This is a genomic window from Roseivirga sp., from assembly GCF_034669765.1.
GTDB lineage: Bacteria > Bacteroidota > Bacteroidia > Cytophagales > Cyclobacteriaceae > Roseivirga.
Window position 1 is genome coordinate 380,328 of the sequence record NZ_JAXMOQ010000001.1, and the last position, 21,157, is coordinate 401,484.

18 protein-coding genes are annotated in these 21,157 nt (G+C 40.8%); 7 read left to right on the forward strand and 11 right to left on the reverse strand.

The window, feature by feature from the left end:
- Positions 1-175: 175 nt before the first annotated feature.
- The 6 genes from uvrA to VOI17_RS01790 all read right to left on the reverse strand — a co-directional run bounded on the left by uvrA (position 176) and on the right by VOI17_RS01790 (position 7,337).
- Positions 176-3,043, reverse strand: coding sequence for an excinuclease ABC subunit UvrA (gene uvrA, locus VOI17_RS01765; protein WP_323755517.1), 2,868 nt, complete (start codon positions 3,041-3,043; stop codon positions 176-178).
- Positions 3,044-3,441: 398 nt separating this feature from the next.
- Positions 3,442-3,786 carry a GIY-YIG nuclease family protein gene (locus tag VOI17_RS01770; RefSeq protein WP_323755518.1) on the reverse strand — a complete coding sequence of 115 codons (345 nt, stop codon included), beginning with the start codon at positions 3,784-3,786 and terminating at the stop codon, positions 3,442-3,444.
- Between the two features lie 234 nt (positions 3,787-4,020).
- Positions 4,021-5,019, reverse strand: coding sequence for an endonuclease/exonuclease/phosphatase family protein (locus VOI17_RS01775; protein ID WP_323755519.1), 999 nt, complete (start codon positions 5,017-5,019; stop codon positions 4,021-4,023).
- A complete protein-coding gene (creD, locus tag VOI17_RS01780; protein WP_323755520.1) occupies positions 5,009-6,358 on the reverse strand; it encodes a cell envelope integrity protein CreD in 1,350 nt (449 codons plus the stop codon). The genes VOI17_RS01775 and creD overlap by 11 nt, the downstream gene beginning before the upstream one ends.
- Positions 6,359-6,411: 53 nt before the next feature.
- Positions 6,412-6,720, reverse strand: coding sequence for a transcriptional regulator (locus VOI17_RS01785; RefSeq protein ID WP_323755521.1), 309 nt, complete (start codon positions 6,718-6,720; stop codon positions 6,412-6,414).
- Positions 6,717-7,337: a hypothetical protein gene (locus VOI17_RS01790; RefSeq protein WP_323755522.1), complete on the reverse strand. Its 621-nt coding sequence runs from the start codon at positions 7,335-7,337 to the stop codon at positions 6,717-6,719. Before VOI17_RS01790 ends, VOI17_RS01785 begins: the two co-directional genes overlap by 4 nt.
- A 173-nt stretch (positions 7,338-7,510) precedes the next feature.
- Between VOI17_RS01790 and VOI17_RS01795 the strand changes: the two genes are divergently transcribed.
- The 4 genes from VOI17_RS01795 (at position 7,511) to VOI17_RS01810 (ending at position 11,272) form a co-directional block, all read left to right on the forward strand.
- Complete coding sequence (locus tag VOI17_RS01795) at positions 7,511-8,083, forward strand: RNA polymerase sigma-70 factor (RefSeq protein ID WP_323755523.1); 573 nt, start codon at positions 7,511-7,513, stop codon at positions 8,081-8,083.
- A gap of 57 nt (positions 8,084-8,140) precedes the next feature.
- Positions 8,141-9,124: a FecR domain-containing protein gene (locus VOI17_RS01800; RefSeq protein WP_323755524.1), complete on the forward strand. Its 984-nt coding sequence runs from the start codon at positions 8,141-8,143 to the stop codon at positions 9,122-9,124.
- A 122-nt stretch (positions 9,125-9,246) separates the two neighbouring features.
- Positions 9,247-9,879 carry a hypothetical protein gene (locus VOI17_RS01805; protein ID WP_323755525.1) on the forward strand — a complete coding sequence of 211 codons (633 nt, stop codon included), beginning with the start codon at positions 9,247-9,249 and terminating at the stop codon, positions 9,877-9,879.
- Positions 9,880-9,982: 103 nt separating this feature from the next.
- Entirely contained in the window at positions 9,983-11,272 is a 1,290-nt protein-coding gene (locus tag VOI17_RS01810) for an STN domain-containing protein (RefSeq protein WP_323755526.1), read from the forward strand.
- A gap of 41 nt (positions 11,273-11,313) precedes the next feature.
- On the opposite strand, the gene VOI17_RS01815 is transcribed toward VOI17_RS01810, so the two are convergent.
- Positions 11,314-12,009 (reverse strand): response regulator transcription factor, encoded by a 696-nt coding sequence (locus tag VOI17_RS01815; RefSeq protein WP_323755527.1) that lies wholly within the window; start codon positions 12,007-12,009, stop codon positions 11,314-11,316.
- A gap of 8 nt (positions 12,010-12,017) precedes the next feature.
- Positions 12,018-13,061 (reverse strand): sensor histidine kinase, encoded by a 1,044-nt coding sequence (locus VOI17_RS01820; protein ID WP_323755528.1) that lies wholly within the window; start codon positions 13,059-13,061, stop codon positions 12,018-12,020.
- Positions 13,062-13,267: 206 nt separating this feature from the next.
- Between VOI17_RS01820 and VOI17_RS01825 the strand changes: the two genes are divergently transcribed.
- Positions 13,268-14,185: a DUF6624 domain-containing protein gene (locus VOI17_RS01825; protein WP_323755529.1), complete on the forward strand. Its 918-nt coding sequence runs from the start codon at positions 13,268-13,270 to the stop codon at positions 14,183-14,185.
- Between the two features lie 73 nt (positions 14,186-14,258).
- Here VOI17_RS01825 and VOI17_RS01830 read toward each other — a convergent pair whose 3' ends face one another.
- From VOI17_RS01830 to VOI17_RS01840, 3 genes are all read right to left on the reverse strand, one after another.
- Positions 14,259-14,918: an HAD-IA family hydrolase gene (locus VOI17_RS01830; RefSeq protein WP_323755530.1), complete on the reverse strand. Its 660-nt coding sequence runs from the start codon at positions 14,916-14,918 to the stop codon at positions 14,259-14,261.
- Between the two features lie 3 nt (positions 14,919-14,921).
- Positions 14,922-15,626 carry a TIGR00730 family Rossman fold protein gene (locus tag VOI17_RS01835; RefSeq protein ID WP_323755531.1) on the reverse strand — a complete coding sequence of 235 codons (705 nt, stop codon included), beginning with the start codon at positions 15,624-15,626 and terminating at the stop codon, positions 14,922-14,924.
- Positions 15,627-15,783: 157 nt separating this feature from the next.
- Positions 15,784-16,689 (reverse strand): TIGR01777 family oxidoreductase, encoded by a 906-nt coding sequence (locus VOI17_RS01840; protein ID WP_323755532.1) that lies wholly within the window; start codon positions 16,687-16,689, stop codon positions 15,784-15,786.
- Between the two features lie 300 nt (positions 16,690-16,989).
- On the opposite strand from VOI17_RS01840, the gene VOI17_RS01845 reads away from it, so the two are divergent.
- Both VOI17_RS01845 and VOI17_RS01850 read left to right on the forward strand, forming a co-directional pair.
- Complete coding sequence (locus tag VOI17_RS01845; RefSeq protein WP_323755533.1) at positions 16,990-19,737, forward strand: TonB-dependent receptor; 2,748 nt, start codon at positions 16,990-16,992, stop codon at positions 19,735-19,737.
- Between the two features lie 32 nt (positions 19,738-19,769).
- Positions 19,770-20,972, forward strand: coding sequence for a hypothetical protein (locus VOI17_RS01850; RefSeq protein ID WP_323755534.1), 1,203 nt, complete (start codon positions 19,770-19,772; stop codon positions 20,970-20,972).
- The last annotated feature ends 185 nt before the right edge of the window (positions 20,973-21,157 follow it).

Sequence of the window (21,157 nt, forward strand, 5' to 3'; positions counted from 1 at the left end):
TTATAGTTTAGCTTATAAACTTGGTTTCTGATTTAAGGTTTAATCCCCCTAGCCCCCTTTTAGGAAAAGGGGGAGGTCACTGCCAAAAGCTAGCTTTATTATGTGTACTGATTCCCTGATCAACGGATTACTGACTACTGATATCCTGATCAACTCTTAACTAATTTCCCAATAACTAATAACTACCCAATTCCTCTTTCAAAAACTTAGCGGTATAGCCTTTTGTGCTTTTAGCTACTTTTTCGGGTGTGCCTTCGGCTATAATCATTCCGCCTTTGTCTCCACCTTCTGGGCCTAAGTCAATTACATGGTCAGCGACTTTCACTACATCCATATTGTGCTCAATCACCAAAACCGTATTGCCTTTGTCTACCAATCTGTTCAATACATCCAGCAAGTGTTGAATGTCTTGGAAGTGGAGACCCGTAGTAGGTTCATCCAAAATATAGAGGGTTTTTCCAGTGTCCTTTTTGGAAAGTTCTGTCGCCAATTTTACACGTTGTGCTTCACCGCCCGAAAGCGTAGTGGCATGCTGACCAAGCGAAATATAACCCAAACCAACATCGTTCAATGTTTGAATTTTGCGGAGTATTTTCGGCATATGATCGAAGAACTCTACCGCTTGCTCTACCGTCATGTCCAGTACATCGGAAATCGATTTTCCTTTGTAGCGCACTTCCAAAGTTTCGCGGTTATAGCGCTTGCCTTTACAGGTTTCGCAAGGCACATGAACATTCGGTAGAAAGTCCATTTCTATTAATTTCATTCCGGCACCTTCGCAGGTTTCGCAACGGCCACCTTTCACATTGAAAGAGAAACGCCCAGGTTTATAACCTCTAATTTTGGCTTCTGGCAATTCGGTAAACAGCGAACGGATATCGCTAAATACACCCGTGTACGTAGCGGGGTTCGAACGTGGCGTTCTACCAATTGGCGACTGATCTACCTCAATTACTTTGTCAATATTTTTGATGCCTTCGAAGCTTTCATACTCCATTGGCGTTTTTCTGGAACGGAAGAAATATTGATTCAGAATCGGGAAAAGTGTTTCATGAATTAGACTTGACTTTCCACTTCCTGAAACGCCCGTAATACAAATCATTTTACCCAAATCGAGCTTGAGCGTTACGTTTTTAAGGTTGTTCCCTTTCGCACCTTTCAGCACTAATTTTTCACCATTGCCTTCTCTTCTTTCTTTCGGCACCTCAATTTTCTTGATTCCTTTGAGGTAATCGGCCGTGGTGCTGCCTTGCGTTAAAAAGTCATCTGGTACGCCTGCTGCCACTACATGTCCGCCATGGCGACCTGCGCCCGGCCCAATATCGATGATGTAATCCGAAGCCAACATCATGTCTTTATCATGCTCTACCACGATAATCGTGTTGCCGATATCACGCAAATCTTTCAGCGCTTTGATCAGCTTCACATTGTCTCTTTGATGCAGCCCAATACTCGGCTCATCCATAATATAAAGCACTCCGACCAGTTGTGTGCCAATTTGGGTCGCTAAACGAATTCGCTGCGCCTCGCCACCAGAAAGGGTTCTTAGTGGTCTGTCCAACATCAGGTAATTCAAACCTACATCCAGCAAGAAGCCGATGCGTTTTCTGATTTCCTTAAGTACTTCCGTAGCAATAATTTTCTGCTTATCCGTCAGTCGCTCTTCTAAGTTTTCAAACCATTCCCAAAGGCTGTCAATGTCCATTTGGGCCAGTTCGGAAATGTTCTTTTCTGCAATTTTAAAATGCAGTGATTCTTTCTTTAGCCTTGCTCCGTTGCATTCAGGGCAGGTTTTAATCGACATAAAGTCTTCGATCCACCTGCGGGTTTTCTCCGTTCCTTCGTCTTTTTGTTTTTCCAGAAAGGAAATAATGCCTTCGAACTTAGTATTCCATTCCGTGCCCGGATATTTCTTTGAAGTAACCGCTACCGCGATATCATCGCCATACAAAAGCGTCTGCATTACCTCTTCGGGAATGTTCTTTATTGGAGTGCTCAGGCTGACCTTGTAGCGTTTGAGGATGGCCTCAATTTTCTTGAAAATCCAGATGTCGCGGTAGTCGCCAAGGGGCGCAATTCCTCCACGGCTAATGCTCAATTTATCGTCTGGAATTACGGCTTCACGACTGATTTCTTCCACTTTTCCCAAGCCGTTGCAGCTTGGGCAAGCACCATAAGGTGAATTGAAGGAAAAGGAATTTGGGGCGGGTTCGTCATAAGACAAGCCGCTTTCTGGATCCATCAAATACTTAGAGAAATGATGAACTTGATCATTCTCATCACTCACCATAATAACACCTTTTCCATGGGTCATGGCGGTTTTTACGCTTTGCGAAATGCGGTAACGGTCTTCTTTCTTAGCGATAATTCGATCGACCACAATTTCGATATCGTGGGTTTTGTAACGGTCCACTTGCATCTTCGGCTCCATGTCCATCACTTCGCCATCGATACGCACTTTGGTGAAACCCATTTTGCGAATCTGTACAAAGAGTTCGCGATAGTGCCCTTTTCTACCTTTGACGACTGGTGCTAAAAGGATCAGTTTCTTTCCTTCGAAATTCTCAATCAGGTGATCAATCACTTGATCCTCCGACTGACGAATCATTTTTTTGCCTGTATTGTAAGAATAGGCTTCGCCCGCACGGGCATAAAACAAACGGAGGAAATCGTAAATCTCGGTAAGTGTACCCACGGTAGATCGCGGGTTTTTCGAGGTGGTCTTTTGTTCGATGGAGATTACCGGACTAAGGCCGTTAATTTTGTCTACATCGGGCCTTTCCATATCGCCAATAAAAGAACGGGCGTAGGCCGAGAAACTTTCCATGTACCTGCGCTGGCCTTCAGCATAAATGGTATCAAAAGCCAAAGAAGATTTTCCAGAGCCAGAAATACCAGTAATGACCACCAGTTTATTTCGCGGAATTACCGTGTCAATATTCTTGAGATTGTGTTCTCGCGCCCCGAAAATTTCTATGTATTCATGACCAGAAAGGTCTATTGGAGCGAGATCGATTTTTACGTTTTCCTTGAGTTTTTCCATGGATGTGCTGCCAAAAACAGACAATTGGCAAAGGTCAGGATTTACAGATGGAATTACAACTTAGGGTTGATTATTAATGTTTGGTGTTGGAGGTTAAAATCGATGGATTTTTAAGAGAGCGAAAGTCTCCTTTCTTTTCCTGAGGCCCGCGTTCGCAGGAGCTTTAGCGAATGAGAAACGAAGGGTCTAATTTCTCGGTTTGCTGTGCCGTTTCTAGTTCCTTCCTCCGAAGTCTCGGAGTCAGGATGAAAAGCAGGGTGCGTAGAATAAAAGGTAAGGATAATTTTTAGCATACCAGCTTAATTCATGTGTGGACAGGTTCGCATTTACTAGACGACCAATAATTGTCTGGAAGTAAACGGCCCATTTTCTTTTCCTGAGGCACGAAGGATCTAAGGCTATTTATACAAATCCCCTCTATGGAACGGATCAATTGGAGGCCATTCCATGATTTCATCGTTTAGGAATTTCCATTCGGGATTAAATGCTGAAATCAAGTCTTCTTTCTTCGTTCTCAACCAACCTTTGATTTCCTTTTCTCTGGCAATGGAGTTATTTACATATTTGGAATGCTCAAAGTAAACCAAGTTGAAGCAGTGATATCTTCCGGCAAAAGTATCTTCCGACCCACGTTTTAACCAGTGTTCCGTTATTCGTTGTGGCAGGTTGTCTGTTCTTCCAGTGTAAAGAACAGACCTACTTTCGTTAGTGGTGATGTACACATAAAACGACCAATTCGACATAAATGAAATTAGTCAAAAATTTTGGGTTCTTCTATTCTCGATATCGTTTCTAGATCCTTCGTGCCTCAGGATGAAAAGCGGTGTGCAAACAATTACAGTTGAGCCTAGTTTTCGGCATACGCAAATGAACTTAACAATTGATAAATGGATAGACTCTGGCTTACTTCACATCTGATAATCGATTGAAACGAAACTGCCTCCTTTCTTTTCCTGAGCTACGAAGGATCTAAAAAATCAAATCCCTCTCAATTCATAAGTGCCCATAATGGCGAGGTGATCTGAAGTGATTTTGACAGAGTCCAAAGAGCGACAACCAATACCTTTCGAATGGAAGATATAGTCAATCGGGATTTGGGCTAAGTAAGGGTTCCAAGCAGGAAAAGTTGGAGTCAGCTTTTTACGGCTGTCTTGTAACTCGGTAGTCGATTTGAAATTCTTCAATCGATTGTCCCATGGAACAGTATTGAAGTCTCCAAGTACCAGAAATTCACCTTTCTTTTCACTGATGTATTGCTTGGCGATATTCAAGTGTTCGTTGCGGGTACCCCATTTTAATCGAGTAGTTGGCGAACGGGTATGCAAGGCCAAAAAGTTAATTTCCTCTTCATGCATTTTCACCTTTCCAATGATATTGGTGGTGCCCGCCCATTCTACGATTTCAGTGTCTATCAATGGATGTTTGCTGAACACTGCAATGCCTTGACTTGCATCATCATTACTCACCACTCTGGAAAACGGATAATCATTCGCCAGTCCTTTCTTTAATTCGGTAGCCCATTCGGCACTTACTTCCTGAAAGGAAACAAAATCTGGCGATAGCTGGATGACCCGATCAATGGTACTTTCATAGGCTTCATTGGTAGCCAACACATTGAACTGAAGCACAGTCATCTGCTCTTTGCCTTGATTGATTTGATAGCCCAGACCAATAGGGCTATTGATCTTAATCAACAGCAACAGATAAATAGAAAAGTTGATGCCCGCCAACCGGTAATGGTGCTTAATAATCCAGAAAATGCTCAACAGACCATAGACCAACATGGCCTGAAACAAGAAGGATTGAAACAGGGTAAGTGTAAAAGTATAGGTTGGGATCAGCAGCAAAAGCGCAGGCAACAACAGCACAGCCGCCAAAGCCCTTTCCTTATTTTTCGGCTGACGCATAAGGCAGTACATTCTGAGTAAGAAAAGCCCGAACCGGATTAATATTTTGAGTTTTAACTTATGACGCATGGCTAATGATTTCTTTAGATTTGATATTATACCAATCAACTTTTCTGGATAAATACATACAGACCCCGAGCACCAAAACGAGGCCAAAACTACCTACCAGTAATGCGAAATCTTCGAGTTGAAGGATGACGAAAATGAAGGAATAGATGAGGGTGAAGAAGCCAAACATGACCATTGCCAACTTTGAGCTTTGCAATATTGATTTAGCGTAGAGCGAAACCATACCCACGATGATAGTCGAGGCGATTAAGTAAGCATTGTTAAACCCAACTTGTTCCGAAAGGGAAAGCAACAGGGTGTAGAAAACGGTCAAAGCCAACCCAACAAGAATGTATTGAATAGGGTGAATTCGCTTTTTATTCAGAATTTCAACAAAGAAGAAGGTAATGAAAGTGAGAAACAGAATGAGGATGGCATATTTAGCCGACCGTGTGTTACGCTGATAATTATCGACTGGCTGATAAAGGTCAACGCCAAAACTAGAATTACTGATCTGATGCGCTTTTCCTTCCCATTGTTGTGGGTAATTTCTGTTCAAATCGAAGACCGACCATTCCGCAGTAAAACCTTTATCGGTAATGTCATAACTATCGGGTAAAAACTGACCACCAAAACTTGGGTGTGGCCAAGTGGAAACCAAACTAATATTCGTGGTTTTACCAATTGGATTGAAGGAAAGCGACTCGGTTCCATTGATATTTAAATCAAAGGAAAAGGGAATAGATTTACTCTCCCAATCGATTGCGACTTTACTATTAACCCCAGAACTCAATAAGTCCTGAACAGGAATTCCCGAGCCCGCCCGATAGGTGTTTTCTCCAAATTGAATCTGAATATCAGATTGGATACCCGCCATGTCAGGAATACCGATGGACACAAAAGCTTCTGACCAAAGAATACTTCCCTCTTCCACTTGAAAGTTACTGAAGTCCAACGCCTCAAATTGACCTTCTGCACTAAGCTCAGAATTGTAAACGATGACTTCATAAATACCACGTTTCCGCTTTTCAGGGTTTAGTTTCCCCTTTACATCAAGTTGCGAGGGAAGAAAATGAGCATAGTGCTTGGTGGTATAAGGGCCCTCAACTCCTTTATGGGTTCGGTTGAAAGGAATGGTGAGAATTGGTCCAGTGATCTCGACTGGCGCACCCCATTTTTGAGATACCTCCTCTACTGCTTCGATCTGATTGATTTTCCTTTCGCTGATCAAGGACTTGATCATTGAATTGGGAATTAATAATACGGCAATTAGAAAGCCGATCGACAGCAACTTTATGCTTACCGAGGTTTTAATATTATTGTTAATTTTTTCGAAAATTGACTCTTGTTTTTCTTCCATGATAATTGAGTTTAAAAGTACTTTGTATTTCAAAGTGATGGGGTAAAAAAATATTACCCTCTCCCTGTCTGTTCTTTAATTAAAGCCTCCAACGCATCGATATGCGACATAAAAGCCACCTTGCCAGCTTTCGTGGCCACGTATTTCGTATTGGGTTTTCTACCCACAAATGATTTTTGCACTTCTATATATTCTTCTTTTTCTAAGGCCTTTAAATGGCTGGCCAAGTTACCATCCGTTACTTCCAGTATTTCTTTCAGGCGGTTAAAGTCCATCTCTTCGCCTGCTATCAATGCCGACATGATGCCCAACCTCACCCTATTTTCAAAGGCCTTATTTAATGAATGTATGTTAACTTTCAACGTTCGTATTTAAAGTACATTACCGCACCATACACAATGTGCATTACCCCAAAACCCAAGGCCCAAATGAGCAAACCATAACCAGGGCTAAGACAAGCCAAAAGCCCAAGACCTGCTTGAATAATGCCCAAATAGCGAATATCTCTAAAGGTATATTTGCTGGCGTTAATCAATGCCATGCCGTAAAAGATAAGCGTGGCAGGAGCCATGAGCGAAATAAAGCCACGAGTATACAGAATGATCACGAAAAGGCCACCGATTGCGAGCGGAATCATCAGGTTAAGAATTACTCTTTTAGCACTTTCATCCCAGGTTTTAACTCCGTGCTTCTTGGCTTTTTTAGTAGTGAAATACACCCCTGTGCCCACTGCTAAAACAAATACAGCCAATAAATCAACAATGAGCCAAGTCAGGTTTTCCGACACTTGGCGCTGGCTAAGCGTGTCGCTATAGAGAATAGTACCGCTGTTATAAATCAGTTTATTGGCTATGAATGCACCTATCAGCGCATAAATTCCAGCCAACACGCCCGTTAAGCCACTTAAGGAAATAAAGCGTGAGGATTTCTCCATAATGGAGCGAATCTCGGAGATGTCTTTCAAGTAATCCTTTTCCATATTAAAAGTACTTTGTGATGCAAAGTAAATGATTTGTTTTGATGGTGCAATATTATCCTCAAAAAAAAATGTTCTAGTTTTGCAGCTAGAAGTCCAAGCAAGCTTTTGTTGTAGACTTCTGAGGTTCAATCATTCAGGCGCTTAATGAATAAGCATTTTTAACCGAGCATATTTTGACCGATAAAGCATTAATTGACCAAATCAAAAACGGAGACGAACGTGCTTTCGAAAGCCTATTTCGAGAGTACTTTAAAGTGCTTTCTGTTTTCGCTAAGAAATTTCTGAATGATCTGGATGCTGCGCAAGACATTGTGCAGGAAGTCTTTGTCAAGTTTTATGAGCAAAGAGAAAAATTGGAAGTACATACTTCGCTCAAGGCGCTGCTGTACCAATCGGTGCGCAACCGATGCTTGGACCAGATCCGCAGCACACAAACCCGTAGTGGTCATCACGACAATATTCTAGCGGCTTCTTTCGGAGCCGATATCGATACTTCTGACTTTATGGAGCAGGCGGAACTGGAACAAATGATTTACAATTCCATCGCCCAGTTGCCCGAACAATGCCAGCTCATTTTCAAGATGAGCCGCGTGGAAGGAAAGAAGAACCAAGAGATAGCCGATGAGCTCGGGATATCGAAACGCACCGTAGAAACCCAGATCAGCAATGCGCTCAAACGCCTTCGCCTCGATCTTTTTGAATACCTAAAAGCATTGATAATCATTGCTTTAGAAATTCTTTCATAAAATTTTCAACTTGGCCTACGTGTGTTTTAGTACTAGGCCGTCATATTACTGAACTCAATGAAAAACAGAAGCACCATAGACGAACACCTGCTGCTTTCCTACTTAAAAGGAGAGGCCACTGAGGCTGAACTTCAGCAAGTGGAAGCTTGGTTGGCGCTCGATAAGGGAAATAATGCTTTACTCGACAAATGGAAACAAGCTTGGCAACATGCGGGTGCCATGTCTGATTTTGCTGCGATTGATGTGGACAAAAATTGGTCGCAAGTGCGAGGCAAGATTCAACCTAAAAAAGCCAAGCAGGTATTCTTGTTGCCAAAAATTTGGCGCGTGGCTGCAGCCATTTTGCTTATCGCTACGGTAGCGTTTCTAGGAAGAGAATTTATGAATTCGTCTGCCGGAGAAATGCAGACGCTAATGGCCGCCAGCTTAAACGGTGAAGCCGCTGTACTTCCGGATGGTTCGCAGGTATGGCTAAAAGAAGGCTCTTCGATTAGTTTTCCAGAGGAATTTTCTTCTGAGCAAAGAGAAGTGACATTAAAAGGAGAAGGCTTTTTCGAGGTAGCGCATAACCCTGAGCAGCCTTTTATTGTAAAGGCCAAACAGACAGAAACTCGGGTTTTAGGCACCTCTTTCAATTTAAATGCTTCGCAAGAAGGGAAAAGAATAGAACTGGTTTTAATGACAGGAAAAGTGAGATTTTCTACCCAAGAAGAGGTGGTGATTTTAATACCAGGAGATCAAGTGATGATAGATGAAATTGGAAAGCTATCGAAAAAGGAAAATTCAAACGGAAACTTCCTCGCTTGGAAAACAGGCACTCTGACTTTCGAAAACACCCCAATGAAACAAGTAATGGAAGACATCGCCAATGCTTATGGGATTACTTATGAATTCGAAAACCCAGCCTTTATGAATTGCCCACTCACTACAAGATTCGAAAATGAATCCATAGAAAATGTGTTGCAAGCCATTGAAGCCCTCTTCGATATAGAAATTAATGAAAGTAACGGAAACTACATCATTAAAGGAAACGGATGTTAGCGTAGAATCAATTATCAAAACAACATAAACGCTTTGCCTACCAGAGATTGGTCGTTGACGGTGGCAAAACGAAAAAGGTCAAAAACTCAAAATTTATTCAACAACAGTCAAAAACAACAATTATGAAAACAACAATTTTAACAATCGCACTTCTATTTATTGGCTTTGGAGCATTTGCCCAAGAGCCCGATCAGGAATTCAGAACCATTTTCAACAACAACGGTATCCGTAGTAATGGCGGCTACGGAGGAATTACCACTGGTTATAGCAAAATTGCTGACAGAGATGCCTTCTTAATTGGAGGACATGGCGCTTGGCTTATCAATCATCAGTTTGGTTTGGGTTTTGGTGGAACTGCCTTTGCTACCGAACTCAGAACCGATACCCAATTGAACAATCGATACTCTATAGCCGGTGGATATGGTGGACTTAGAATGGAAGTTATCCTTTTGCCCAAAAGCCCGATCCATCTTTCCTTCCCAATATTAATTGGTGCTGGAGGGGTTACTTATGTAGAAGCTGGTAGAGACTATGAATTTGCACGTGAAGAAGACAGCCAAGCGTTTTTTGTAACCGAGGCTGGAGCAGAAATAGAAATAAACGTAATCAAGTTTATGCGTCTTTCATTTGGCGCGCACTACCGCTATACTTCCGACATCGGCTTGACTTATCTGGATGGTGGCGCACCCATCACTGATAAAGATGCGCTGCGCGGAATGAGTGGAAAAATTAGCCTCAAATTCGGTAAGTTTTAAGAAATTGTTAAACCCAATTATATTTTTAAACTAAAATCCGACCTTTAGTCCAGTAATTTATACTGGGCTTTTGGTTTTTCAAACTGATATCAATTTAAGCATCATGTTCTCTAAGGCTTTCCTCATTTGTTTATTTATGCCTTTTGCGCTTATGGTCATGGGGCAAGGGGAAAATGATGTCTTGGCACGAAAGGTAACCTTGAATATTAGGGAGACCTCAATTGAAGATATTCTGAAGCAGATTGAAACGGAAGATTTTGCCTTCACCTATTCGGCTGAAATATTTGACGTGAAGAAAAGGATTTCCATCAATGTGAAAGACGAAACCATTGGCAATATTCTAGAAATTCTGTTTCGGGGCCAAGGAATGGAATGCCAGCAACTGGGGAATAAATTATTAATTCGAAAGAAAAGGATTCCTAAAGAAACTGTGCCAAAATCTGACACTATAAAAAAAGAAATTACCCCCACATCACCCATTAAGCCTTCTGCTCAAAAAGTGGTGCCCCCAGTTGTTGAAAAAGAGCGTGAAGAAACCCCAGTAACAGACCCAAAAAACGAAACGGTGACTCCTATCCTTGAAGCACAAAGCAACGACTCAGCCATAGGAAATTCGATTCCTTCCTCTGAAGCCTCGGGATCAGCATCAGAAAATGCCAGAGCCGAATATTACCAAGAAGAAAGAAAGCAAACTGAAGCAATAGTGGCGGCTTACAAAAACCATGAACTGGCACCGCTAATCTTTGTACCCCTTTACGATGCGCACCCGAGAAGCCTGTTTCCTTTCAAGTTCAAGGGTGAAATTGCTACCGAAGAAGCGCCTAAAAGAGAGAAGGAACCCAAACCAGAAAAGCCAGCAAAGGACAAAAAGTTTAGAATGAATTTAGCACCAACGGTTGGCTATACTGAAATTGGAAATCGAGATGCAGTACTCATTGGTGGCCAGTTGGTTTATAATCCCACAAAGAATTTTGGAATTGGTGTTGCTGGCAAAGGCTTTATCACCAGGGCAGAACCAGATGCTCAATTGGGCTCAGATTATGCTTATTCTGGAGGTTACGGAGGGTTACTATTAGAGGCCACTCTTTTTCCTGACCAACCTTTTCATCTCTCGTTTCCCATAGTGTTTGGTTTAGGCGAAGTAATGTATAACAGCCTGCAACCCGTTACTGGCTTGAATACTATTGAAGACCAAAGAACAATTTTTGTGTTTGAACCTGGTGTTTATTTAGAAATGAATGTGATCAAGTATCTACGTGTTGGTTTTGGAGCTGCTTATCGTGATGCTTCAAGCACAAATTTAAAGTACAGCTCCACAGAGCAACCCATCATGGATAAAAATGGCTTAGACGGATTGAGTATCAATGTCATGTTGAAATTCGGGATTTTTTAAAACAAGACTAACGGGTTAGATCCTCTTAGAGGCTTGTTTTTCTATAAAGAGAGGGCATTGGCCACCTGTACTTTATAAGATCTGCTGATAGGAATTTCTACTCCTTTAACCACTAGGTGTTCCTTGGTAAAGGAGCCAATAAGCTTCTTCATCACAATAAACGATCGGTGAGTTCTAAGAAATACGTTCGGGTCTAATAATGATTCAACTTCTGTAATACTCGTTCTTGTAATAATTGGCCCATTGACTGTATGTACCATCAGCTGATCATTCATGCTTTCCACATAAATAATATCATCAAAATTAATACGGACATTTACACGATTAGAAACCACATCGAGATAGCCTTTTATTTCAGAATGGGGCCTTGACGAAGCTAAAACACCACTTTCTTTCAAATACTTTTCTACCGCCTGCCTTAGCCTTTCAGCTGAAATAGGTTTAAGCAAATAATCTACCACTTGTAAATCAAAACCTTCAATAGCATACTCTCTATGCGCGGTTGTAAAAATAACTTTCACCTCTTTGCTCAAGGTTTTGGCCAATGTAATTCCAGAAACATCTGGCATGTTTATGTCTAAAAACAAGAGGTCAACCCGCTCTTTGGCCATGAGGTTAAGCAGTTCAATCGCGTTTCTACATTTGCCTACAAGCTTCATCGAATCAATTTCCGAAAGATGAATTTCAAGAATTTGCCGAGCGGTGGGCTCATCATCAAGAATGGCACAATGGATCATGTCTTATTTTAAACTTGGTCTATCCTTAATTCTACTTTATAAACGCCATCCTTATAGTCGGTTTTCAAAGAATGACGATTTTCAAAAATAAGATTCAGTCTGCTTTTGATATTCTGAAGTCCAATACCGGCTGTGTTTTCATTGGGCTCGGTGGCTGAATTCTCAACTACAAAGAAAATGGCTTTATCAGTAATCTCTAACTTCAACTTAACAGTAAGCTTGTTTTCATTTCGGACACCATGTTTAAATGCGTTTTCTACAAAAGGCAAAAACAGCATAGGCGGCAAAGAAATAGCATCCGTTATTTCATCAAATTCAATACTCACTTCTAGACTATCTTCGAATCTAATCTTCTCTAAACTTACGTACTGCTTAATGTGCTCCAGTTCATTTTTAAGCGCCACTTTTTCTTTGTTTACACTGTAAAGAATATAATCCAACAGTCCCGAAAGTTTTAATATGGTATCAGGTGTTTTTTCAGACTTCGTCAGGGCCATACCATAAATTGTATTGAGCGTATTGAACAAAAAGTGTGGCTGAATTTGAGACTTCAGAAAGTTAAGCTCTTGCGATTTTAAATTTATTTCCCCCTGAAGTAGTTTCTCTCTAAAGTCATGGTTTTCATCTTGAATTCTCCTATGCTCTTTCCAAACGTATATAAAGGCAGCAATTGAAAGTACTAACAAGTAAAGGAAAAATGTGGAATAGAAACTCTTGATCAAGCTTGGCATTCCTTCCGCCTTCATTCCAGGAAAATATCCAACAATTACAATGTTAAAAAGCAAGATCAGTAGTGCGCTGGCCAAACTGATTAAAATGGCTCCTTTAATAAAGCCGAGTGTAGATCGTTTGGCAATGAGTGAAGTCAAAGCAAACTTGATCAGCGCCCAGATGGCCACTACAGAAAGCAAGGAAAAGAAGCTTGAAAAAACTACGATAATCAGCCAGCCGCTAGAACCAAAACTGAGGGCTAGAGCGAAAAACAACCACACCAGTAGCGCAAATAGTGCATATGGCCAGCGGCTATGTTGTTGGTTAATCATAAGCTTCATAAAACTTGAATTTATATGAAAGACACAATCTTAGCATATCTAATTTCATAACCCAAAAAACAATGGATTTAACCAATTAAACAGGGTTTTCGACTGAAAAAATCAGCTAGAGGGTAAATGCTTTCTGTTTCTTGCCAAAACCTATAACTGGTTTCAAGTTCAGCAATTCCAGTATCAAATTGTTTCAAAAATTAATCTAGAAAAATATGAAAACTCTAACGACACTCTTATTAATGCTGCTGACCAGCACTATTTTCTTCGGTCAGGCCAATGGAAAGAAACTTTTAGAAGAAGGCAATTTAGAAGGCGCTATGAATGCATTTGGTCAGGCATTTATGGCCAACCCAAGCGATACGGAAACGGCTTACCAACTCACAAAAACATTGGCTTTAATGAATCAAGTAGACACCGCTTTCTATTTTTTGAATGCTGCGCTTCAGGATGACAACAGCCTAATACGCTTAGCAGATTTCAACCTATACTCGCTTACCACAAGCCCCAAATGGAAAGCGATAGAAGACAGACAAATTGAAAAGTTTCAAAGCGCCCATGGTCAACTTAAAAACCCAACATACACCAAAGCGCTTCTCTCCATCATCATGAAAGATCAATCGTTGGATTATTATGTTGATTTTGCCAAGGTTGAATTCTCAGAGAAAGGGCACATTCCTCATTGGTTTTACCCTATCACCTTTCTTAAAAATGAATTCATAACGAATCAGAATTTTGAAGAAATGAAAAGCCTGATTAAGAAATACGGTTGGCCAACATATTCTATGGTAGGCGAACTGGCCAGCGATGCCCCGCTTTTGGTGATCAACCATCATCCAGACGATCAGGTGAGAAAAGACTATTTACCGATGATTAAAGAAGCTTGTGAAAGCGGAGAAGGTAGCTGCATTGAGTACGCCAAAATTTACGATCGCATTTTGGTCAACGATGGCCTGCCGCAATTCTATGGAATGCAGTTTGAGTTCAATGCAGACCGAAAACTCGTTCCGGCTAAAATTGAAAACCCTGAATACGTAGATCAAAGGCGCAAGGCCATTGGCCTAGAACCCTTGAAAGACTATTTGAAACGAAGAATAAATTTCGATTTTGAGGTAGCTCAGAAGGAAAAGTAAAGTTAATTTGAAGGCAACAGTTTAAACCAACTCCACGCCCTGTCATCATGGTTTGGGGTTGGTTAAGCTATAATCAACGGCCTATATATTTTATAAGCTTCATAGCCAATTCCTCATGACTATGGGCCACATCAAAAACGCCCAACTGTTTCAGTTTTTCGCCATGGCCGGGCTGAATGTGACTTCCGCCTAAAAAACCAATGGTGGTTAAACCCGCAGCCAAAGCGGCCTGAACACCTGTATAGCTGTCTTCCACTACAATAATTTCTTCCTTTGGAACTTGAATGGTATCCATCGCCAACTGATACACCAAAGGGCTGGGCTTGGCAAGCGCTACCATTTCAGCCGAAAAGACTCGATTTTCAAAATGATGACTTACCCCAATTTTTTCGAGAGCCTCAACCACATAGCCTGCAGCACTATTAGATACTACCGATTTTGAAGAGGAAATGCGATCGAGTAAATCTGATATGCCTAAAATGGGTCTAACCCTGGCTTTAATTTGGTCATCGAGCAGAGGCACTATGGCCTCTGTTTTCAAACTTGCTTTAAGGTAACCTTCCGCTTTAAGTTGGTTAATAATATTGCTGAAGGTTTTACCCGTGTGTTGAAGAATAAACTCCTCCACAGAGATGTTCACCTTTTCACTGTTTAACCAATCTACGCTTACCTCGGCCGCTACTATTTCGGTATCGATTAAGACTCCATCGCAATCAAAAATGATATGCTTCACAAATTAGAAGTTTGGAGTAAGGAGGTATTTAGAATAGAACTCGTCAATTACCGTTACCGCTTCAGTTGGAGTATCAACAATGCTAATTAAGTCTAAGTCTTTTGGGCTAATATTTCCTTCTTCTAGCATTGTACCTTTAACCCAGTCTATCAAGCCCGACCAGAATTTTCTGCCCACCAAAACAATTGGAAACCTTCCAATTTTGTTCGTTTGGATCAGCGTAATGGCTTCAAACATTTCGTCTAACGTGCCAAAACCACCCGGCATAATTACAAATCCTTGAGAGTATTTTACAAACATCACCTTTCTTACAAAGAAGTAATCGAAGGAAATAAGTTTGTCTGGGTCAATGTAGATATTGCTGCCTTGCTCATGCGGCAATTCAATATTAAGCCCCACAGACTTTCCCTTTTCGGATTTTGCGCCTTTGTTACCCGCTTCCATAATTCCAGGGCCACCGCCAGTAATTACCCCATAGCCATGGCGCACTAGTTTGGCAGCAATTTCTTCTGCCATTTTATAATATTCATGCTCCGGCTTGGTTCGGGCCGACCCAAATACGGAAACACATGGGCCAATTTTGGCCATTTTTTCAAAGCCTTCTACAAATTCGGCCATTACTTTAAAAATTACCCAAGAGTCATGGGTTTTAATCTCGTTCCAATCCCTGTCTTGAAATGCCTTCTTAATTTTATCTTCGTTTGTCATTTTCTTGATTTTTTATGGCGCAGCAAATTAATGGGCTTTTCCCAAATTCACCGTCCTTATTTTGTTGAATATCTTATTGAGGTCAAAATGCTTTCTTGCTTATATAAAAATGGGAGAAGGCTCTTCCACAGTTAAAAAAACATGGCCATTCTTCAATCTACTTGTTTTTTGCCAAATTTTCTAAGGCATTTTGAAGCTTAACATATTTAAAATCAAAGCCTGTCTTATTTATTTTGTAAGCACTCACTTTGTTTCCTCCTGTTACTACCTGTGCCATTTCGCCTAATAAAAGACGAAGCGCAAAGCTTGGAACGGGAATCGGTAAATAGAGTTTTCCAAATGCCTTTGCTGCTTTTTTGGTAAACGCTCTATTGGTTAGTGGTTCAGGAGCTACCGCATTGTATGGACCAATCATATTTCCGTCTTCCACTGACTTTCCTATAATGCTAACCAAATCGTCCATATGTATCCAGCTCATGTATTGATTGCCACTGGCCAGTGGTGCTGCAACGGGTGGAGACAATAGCTTTGGCAAAGCGCCTCCTTCATTACTTAATACTACACCAATTCTAATTTGAACTACACGAATCCCCAGTGTCGTAAACCTACTGGTTGAATCTTCCCAAGCTTTAACAACATCGGCCAAAAAATCGTGCCCTGCAGGCGAATCTTCTGTTAAACTTGTATCGCCTGTGTCCATTCCATAATAACCCACAGCCGATGCAGCCACCAAAGTTCTTACTGAATGATCAGTGTTTTTCAGCTTTTCATATAGCAAGTCAGACGTTTGGGTACGGCTGTTCATTATTTCTTCTTTCCGTTCTTTCGTCCACCGCTGGTCTGCAACACCTGCGCCCGCCAAATGCACCAGGGTATCTACCCCATCAAAAGCACCCTCTTCTATATAGTCATTCTTATAGTCCCATTGGAAAACAGGAGGGCTTTGATCCTTTCCTTTAGAACGACTGAGGAGACTCACTTTATGGCCATTCCCTTCTAGAAGCGTGACCAGTTCGGAACCCACTAAACCTGTTCCACCAGTAATTAAAATTGACTTAGACATTGACATAATTATGCGACTTTAAAGTGGGTATGTTTTTAAACGAATATATAAGTTTAACCCCTCAATTACAGAATGGTTTTGGCCTAAACTAGAAGGAAGCAAAAAGAAGGCTTAAAACCATTATTACGGACAGGTAATCGCTAAAATCGATCTATTGCATGTATTGGCTGCTTTACGTTACGCCAATGTTAACTTTTAACCTCGGAATATAACACTAGTCTCATAAACGTTTAATACAGATGTAACTTACACTTTACCTCAGTAAGCGTTCTTTGTACCGTGAAATATAGAACATTACTTATGAGATTATTTTTGTTTTTATTAGTGATGAGTTGCTCGTGGATGGCGGTAGCTCAAGAGGTCGGAATCATAGCCGGCAAGATTACAGACAAAGACGCAAACGATGAACCTCTTCCTTTTGCTACTGTATTCGTTCAAGGAACACAAAAAGGTGCAAACACAGATTTCGATGGCCTTTTCAGAATTGATGGCGTAACGCCAGGTACTTACACTGTAGAGGTAAGATTTGTAGGTTACGAAACATTGAAATTACCTAACATCGTTGTAACCGCAGGAAAAGTGACAGAGATCACTGCTTCAATGAGTTCAGGTGCAACTAGCTTAGAAGATGTGGTGGTTACGGCCAAAACAGAAAAAGATTCTGATATCGCCATGATCATGCTTCAAAGAGAGTCGCTGCAAATGCTACAGTCTATTGGAGCAAAAGAGCTTTCAAGAAAAGGAGTGAGCAATGCCGAAGGAGCCGTTACCAAAGTAACTGGTGTAAGTAAGCAACAAGGTGCTAAAAACGTATTCGTTCGTGGTTTAGGCGACAGATATAACAGCACATCATTGAACAACCTTCCTCTTCCTTCTGAAGATCCAGAATACAAAAACATAGCACTAAGCTTTTTTACTTCCAACATCATTAATAGCATTGATGTAAACAAAGCATTTGGTGCCAACCTTTATGGCGATGTAGCCGGAGCGAACATCAACATTACTTCAAAGGAATTAGGTAACGAAGACGTTTTTGAAATTGGCATTTCTTCTGGTATCAATACTCAAACTATTTCGGAAGACTTTTATAGCGCAAGCGGAACCAGCCGATTCGGAACTGTAGACAACCCGTCAAGCCCAATTACGGATTTAACGAAATACGATTTTAAAAACTCATTTGAGCCAACTAAGCTTAGCACTCCAATCAACTTTGGTTTATCATTAAATGCTGGAAAGCAATTTAAAGTAGGAAACAACACGCTAAATACATTCTTGGTAGCTTCTCACAGCTCTAACTTCACTTACCAAAACGGTGTAACAAGAGACATTACTCCAGAAGGAGGAAGAAGTAAAGACCTTACTTTCGATAAATATGAATACCACGTTTCTCAGGTGTTGATGGGTAACTTGAAATACGAGATGGGCGAAAACAATTTCATCTCTTACAACGGAACCTACATCCATGACAATAACCAAAGTGTTGGTAATTTCAATGGTTTTCATGTGAGTATTTATGATGATGCTAGCAACCCTATTTCTGAAAAATCATTTATCAGAAGACAACAAGAAAACAACAACAGGTTATATGTAAATCAATTGCTTTCTTACTTTGAGTTGAACAAAAACATTTCGCTCGACTTAGGCGCTTCGTACAATGTGGTACAAGGAAACGAGCCTGACCGAAGAACCAACAGCTACGCTTTTGACGGCACTAACTACGAAACCGTTTCGGGTTCTGCTGCTGCCAACCATAGGTTCTATTCAGAACTAGAAGAAAAGGATTATGCGGCTCGTGCTTTGTTAACTGTTAAAATGAATTCTGAAAAATCACTTAACCAATTCCAATTTGGTGGTAACTACAGAAACACGAAAAGAGACTTTTCTGCCATGCAATTCAACTTCAATTTTGATGCACCAACAGATGTAGACAGAGATAATCCTGATGGATTGTTCAACCAACAGTCTTTAGACAATGATGTATTCAACATTCTAACAGCAAACGGTAATGGGGTAGACGCCTTTGTTCCGATTACTTATAACGGAGACAGAAGAATCTATGCTGGTTTAGTAAACTACGCTCGTGAATTCAATTCAGCTTTACTTTTAAACTTTGGACTTCGTTACGAGCAAATTGAGCAAGATGTAATTTGGGACACCAACCTTGACCGCAATACTTTCAATAACAACATTAATACGGTTTCGGAATCATACGTTCTTCCAAGCGTCAATGTAAAGTATGACATCACGGATGATAAAGTAGTAAGACTGGCAGGTAGTAAAACCTACACTTTGCCTCAGTTCAAAGAAGTGGCTCCTTTCCTTTATGAAGATGTGAACTTCTCAAGCTTTGGTAACCCGTACTTAAGACCATCGAACAACTACAACCTTGACCTTAAGTATGACTGGTACTTCACCAACACCGAGTTGGTTTCTATTACTGGTTTCTACAAAAGAGTTGAAGATGCATTGAACAGAGTGCAGGTAAACTCTGCTGCCAACGAGCTTTCTTATGTAAACACAGGAAACGCCAACGTTGCTGGTGTTGAATTGGAGTTCAAAAAATCGTTGATCCAACAATACGGTGACGACAACAGCATGAAACTATTGAACTTTGGTTTGAACATTTCATACCTCTATTCAAACCAAAAATTAGTGGATGTACCAACAGATGCTTTAACTGTAAGATTCACCAATACTGAAGATAAGCTTGAAGGCGCTTCTCCTCTATTGATCAATGCAGACCTTACTTATCAGATTGAAAATGACGGTCTTGATTTCACTACTTCATTGGTAATGAATTACTTCAGCGATAGAATTTTCTCTTTGGGAACTGCCGGAAGCCAGAACATAATGGAGAAAGGCGTTCCTACTTTGGACTTCGTCACAAGAACAAAATTGGGAGAGCACCTTGGCTTAAACCTGAGTTTAAAAAACTTATTGAACCCAGCGTTTAAACTGACCAAAGAACTTAACAACGGTAACGAAACCATCATCAATAGTTACAAAAGAGGCATGAATGTTTCTTTTGGAATCAATTATACATTTTAAAATAAAACCTAATCAAAAATCTAATCCATTTTATGAAAACTCTTAAGAATTACTTTGCAATGGCCGCACTATGTGCCGTTATTTTCGGATGCTCTGATGACGATCCAGCTCCAGTTCAAACAAAGGATGGTGTAATTTCTTCACAAAGCGATGTCGATCTTGACGCTGCTGACTTGAAGGGAGAAATCACAGCAAACATTACTTTATCAAGTGCTCAAGAGTGGAACCTTACAGGTCCTTTGAGTGTAGCAAGCGGAGCTAAATTAACAATTGAAGCTGGTACAGTGATCAAAGCTCAGGCAGGTGGAACTAACGTTTACATTGCTGTTGAGCAAGGTGCGCTAATTGAAGCCAATGGTACTGCTGCTGCGCCAATCAAAATGACATCATCTGCTGCTAGCCCTGCTTCAGGTGACTGGGGTGGGTTGTTGATCATGGGGAACGCTCCAATTTCAGGTGGCGGAACGGCTACTACTGAAGTTGTAGATTATACTTATGGTGGAACTAGCACTACAGACAACTCAGGAACAATCACTTACTTAATGATTGAATACACTGGTGCTCGTATTAACGGAGACAAAGAATTCAACGGTCTTACGCTTTATGGTGTAGGTTCTGCAACAACAATTAACAATGTGGCTATTCTTTACGGAGATGATGATGCTATCGAATTCTTTGGTGGATCAGTAAGTGTTTCTAACCTATTGGCAGTAAACGCTAAAGATGATATGTTCGATTGGACTCAAGGTTATGTTGGTCAAAACAACACTAACTTCTACGGTTTAAGAACTGCTGGTTTTGTGGCTGTAACTTCTGACCCACGTGGTATCGAAGCTGACGGTAACTTAGATGGTAACTCTCCTAACGATGCTGGTCAGTCTAACCCTAAAATTGATGGGATCACTATCATTCACAATGCTGCGGTTGAAATGTCTGATATTGTAAAAATCAGAAGAGGTTCAGGAGCGGTAATCACTAACCTTTATGTGGCTTTAGGTGCTGGCGCAACTGCTGGTGACTTGGTTGATTATTATGATTCTAAAGGTGTGGCAATTGATGCTACTTCAGTTTCTGGCACTGCTAATCCTGCAAACGGTTTGAACATTGCAGATATCAAAAATTCAGGAACTACTGATAATATAACATTGACTACAACTGCAACTACTACAATTACTTCAGGAACAACTCCTTCAGTAAACACTTCAATCTTTGCATGGACTGGCTTTAGCTTCTAATTTTTAGAAGATTAGCATATATTTCACAACTAAGACGCTCAGCAATGGGCGTCTTTTTTGGTTTTTTGAATTTAAAGTCGTGGACAACTTCTAAAGGTCACTAGTTCTCAAAGTAGCACTAACAACACATAAACACTTTATTTTATGAGAGTTATGAAAACAATACTCCACATAGATAAGGTCCG

What these genes read in the sequence shown, in the direction of transcription:
- uvrA (WP_323755517.1), bottom strand. Translation starts at nt 3,043, where the DNA reads ATGGAAAAACTCAAGGAAAACGTAAAAATCGATCTCGCTCCAATAGAC.
- VOI17_RS01770 (WP_323755518.1), bottom strand. Translation starts at nt 3,786, where the DNA reads ATGTCGAATTGGTCGTTTTATGTGTACATCACCACTAACGAAAGTAGG.
- VOI17_RS01775 (WP_323755519.1), bottom strand. Translation starts at nt 5,019, where the DNA reads ATGCGTCATAAGTTAAAACTCAAAATATTAATCCGGTTCGGGCTTTTC.
- creD (WP_323755520.1), bottom strand. Translation starts at nt 6,358, where the DNA reads ATGGAAGAAAAACAAGAGTCAATTTTCGAAAAAATTAACAATAATATT.
- VOI17_RS01790 (WP_323755522.1), bottom strand. Translation starts at nt 7,337, where the DNA reads ATGGAAAAGGATTACTTGAAAGACATCTCCGAGATTCGCTCCATTATG.
- VOI17_RS01800 (WP_323755524.1), top strand. Translation starts at nt 8,141, where the DNA reads ATGAAAAACAGAAGCACCATAGACGAACACCTGCTGCTTTCCTACTTA.
- VOI17_RS01805 (WP_323755525.1), top strand. Translation starts at nt 9,247, where the DNA reads ATGAAAACAACAATTTTAACAATCGCACTTCTATTTATTGGCTTTGGA.
- VOI17_RS01810 (WP_323755526.1), top strand. Translation starts at nt 9,983, where the DNA reads ATGTTCTCTAAGGCTTTCCTCATTTGTTTATTTATGCCTTTTGCGCTT.
- VOI17_RS01815 (WP_323755527.1), bottom strand. Translation starts at nt 12,009, where the DNA reads ATGATCCATTGTGCCATTCTTGATGATGAGCCCACCGCTCGGCAAATT.
- VOI17_RS01820 (WP_323755528.1), bottom strand. Translation starts at nt 13,061, where the DNA reads ATGAAGCTTATGATTAACCAACAACATAGCCGCTGGCCATATGCACTA.
- VOI17_RS01825 (WP_323755529.1), top strand. Translation starts at nt 13,268, where the DNA reads ATGAAAACTCTAACGACACTCTTATTAATGCTGCTGACCAGCACTATT.
- VOI17_RS01835 (WP_323755531.1), bottom strand. Translation starts at nt 15,626, where the DNA reads ATGACAAACGAAGATAAAATTAAGAAGGCATTTCAAGACAGGGATTGG.
- VOI17_RS01840 (WP_323755532.1), bottom strand. Translation starts at nt 16,689, where the DNA reads ATGTCTAAGTCAATTTTAATTACTGGTGGAACAGGTTTAGTGGGTTCC.
- VOI17_RS01845 (WP_323755533.1), top strand. Translation starts at nt 16,990, where the DNA reads ATGAGATTATTTTTGTTTTTATTAGTGATGAGTTGCTCGTGGATGGCG.
- VOI17_RS01850 (WP_323755534.1), top strand. Translation starts at nt 19,770, where the DNA reads ATGAAAACTCTTAAGAATTACTTTGCAATGGCCGCACTATGTGCCGTT.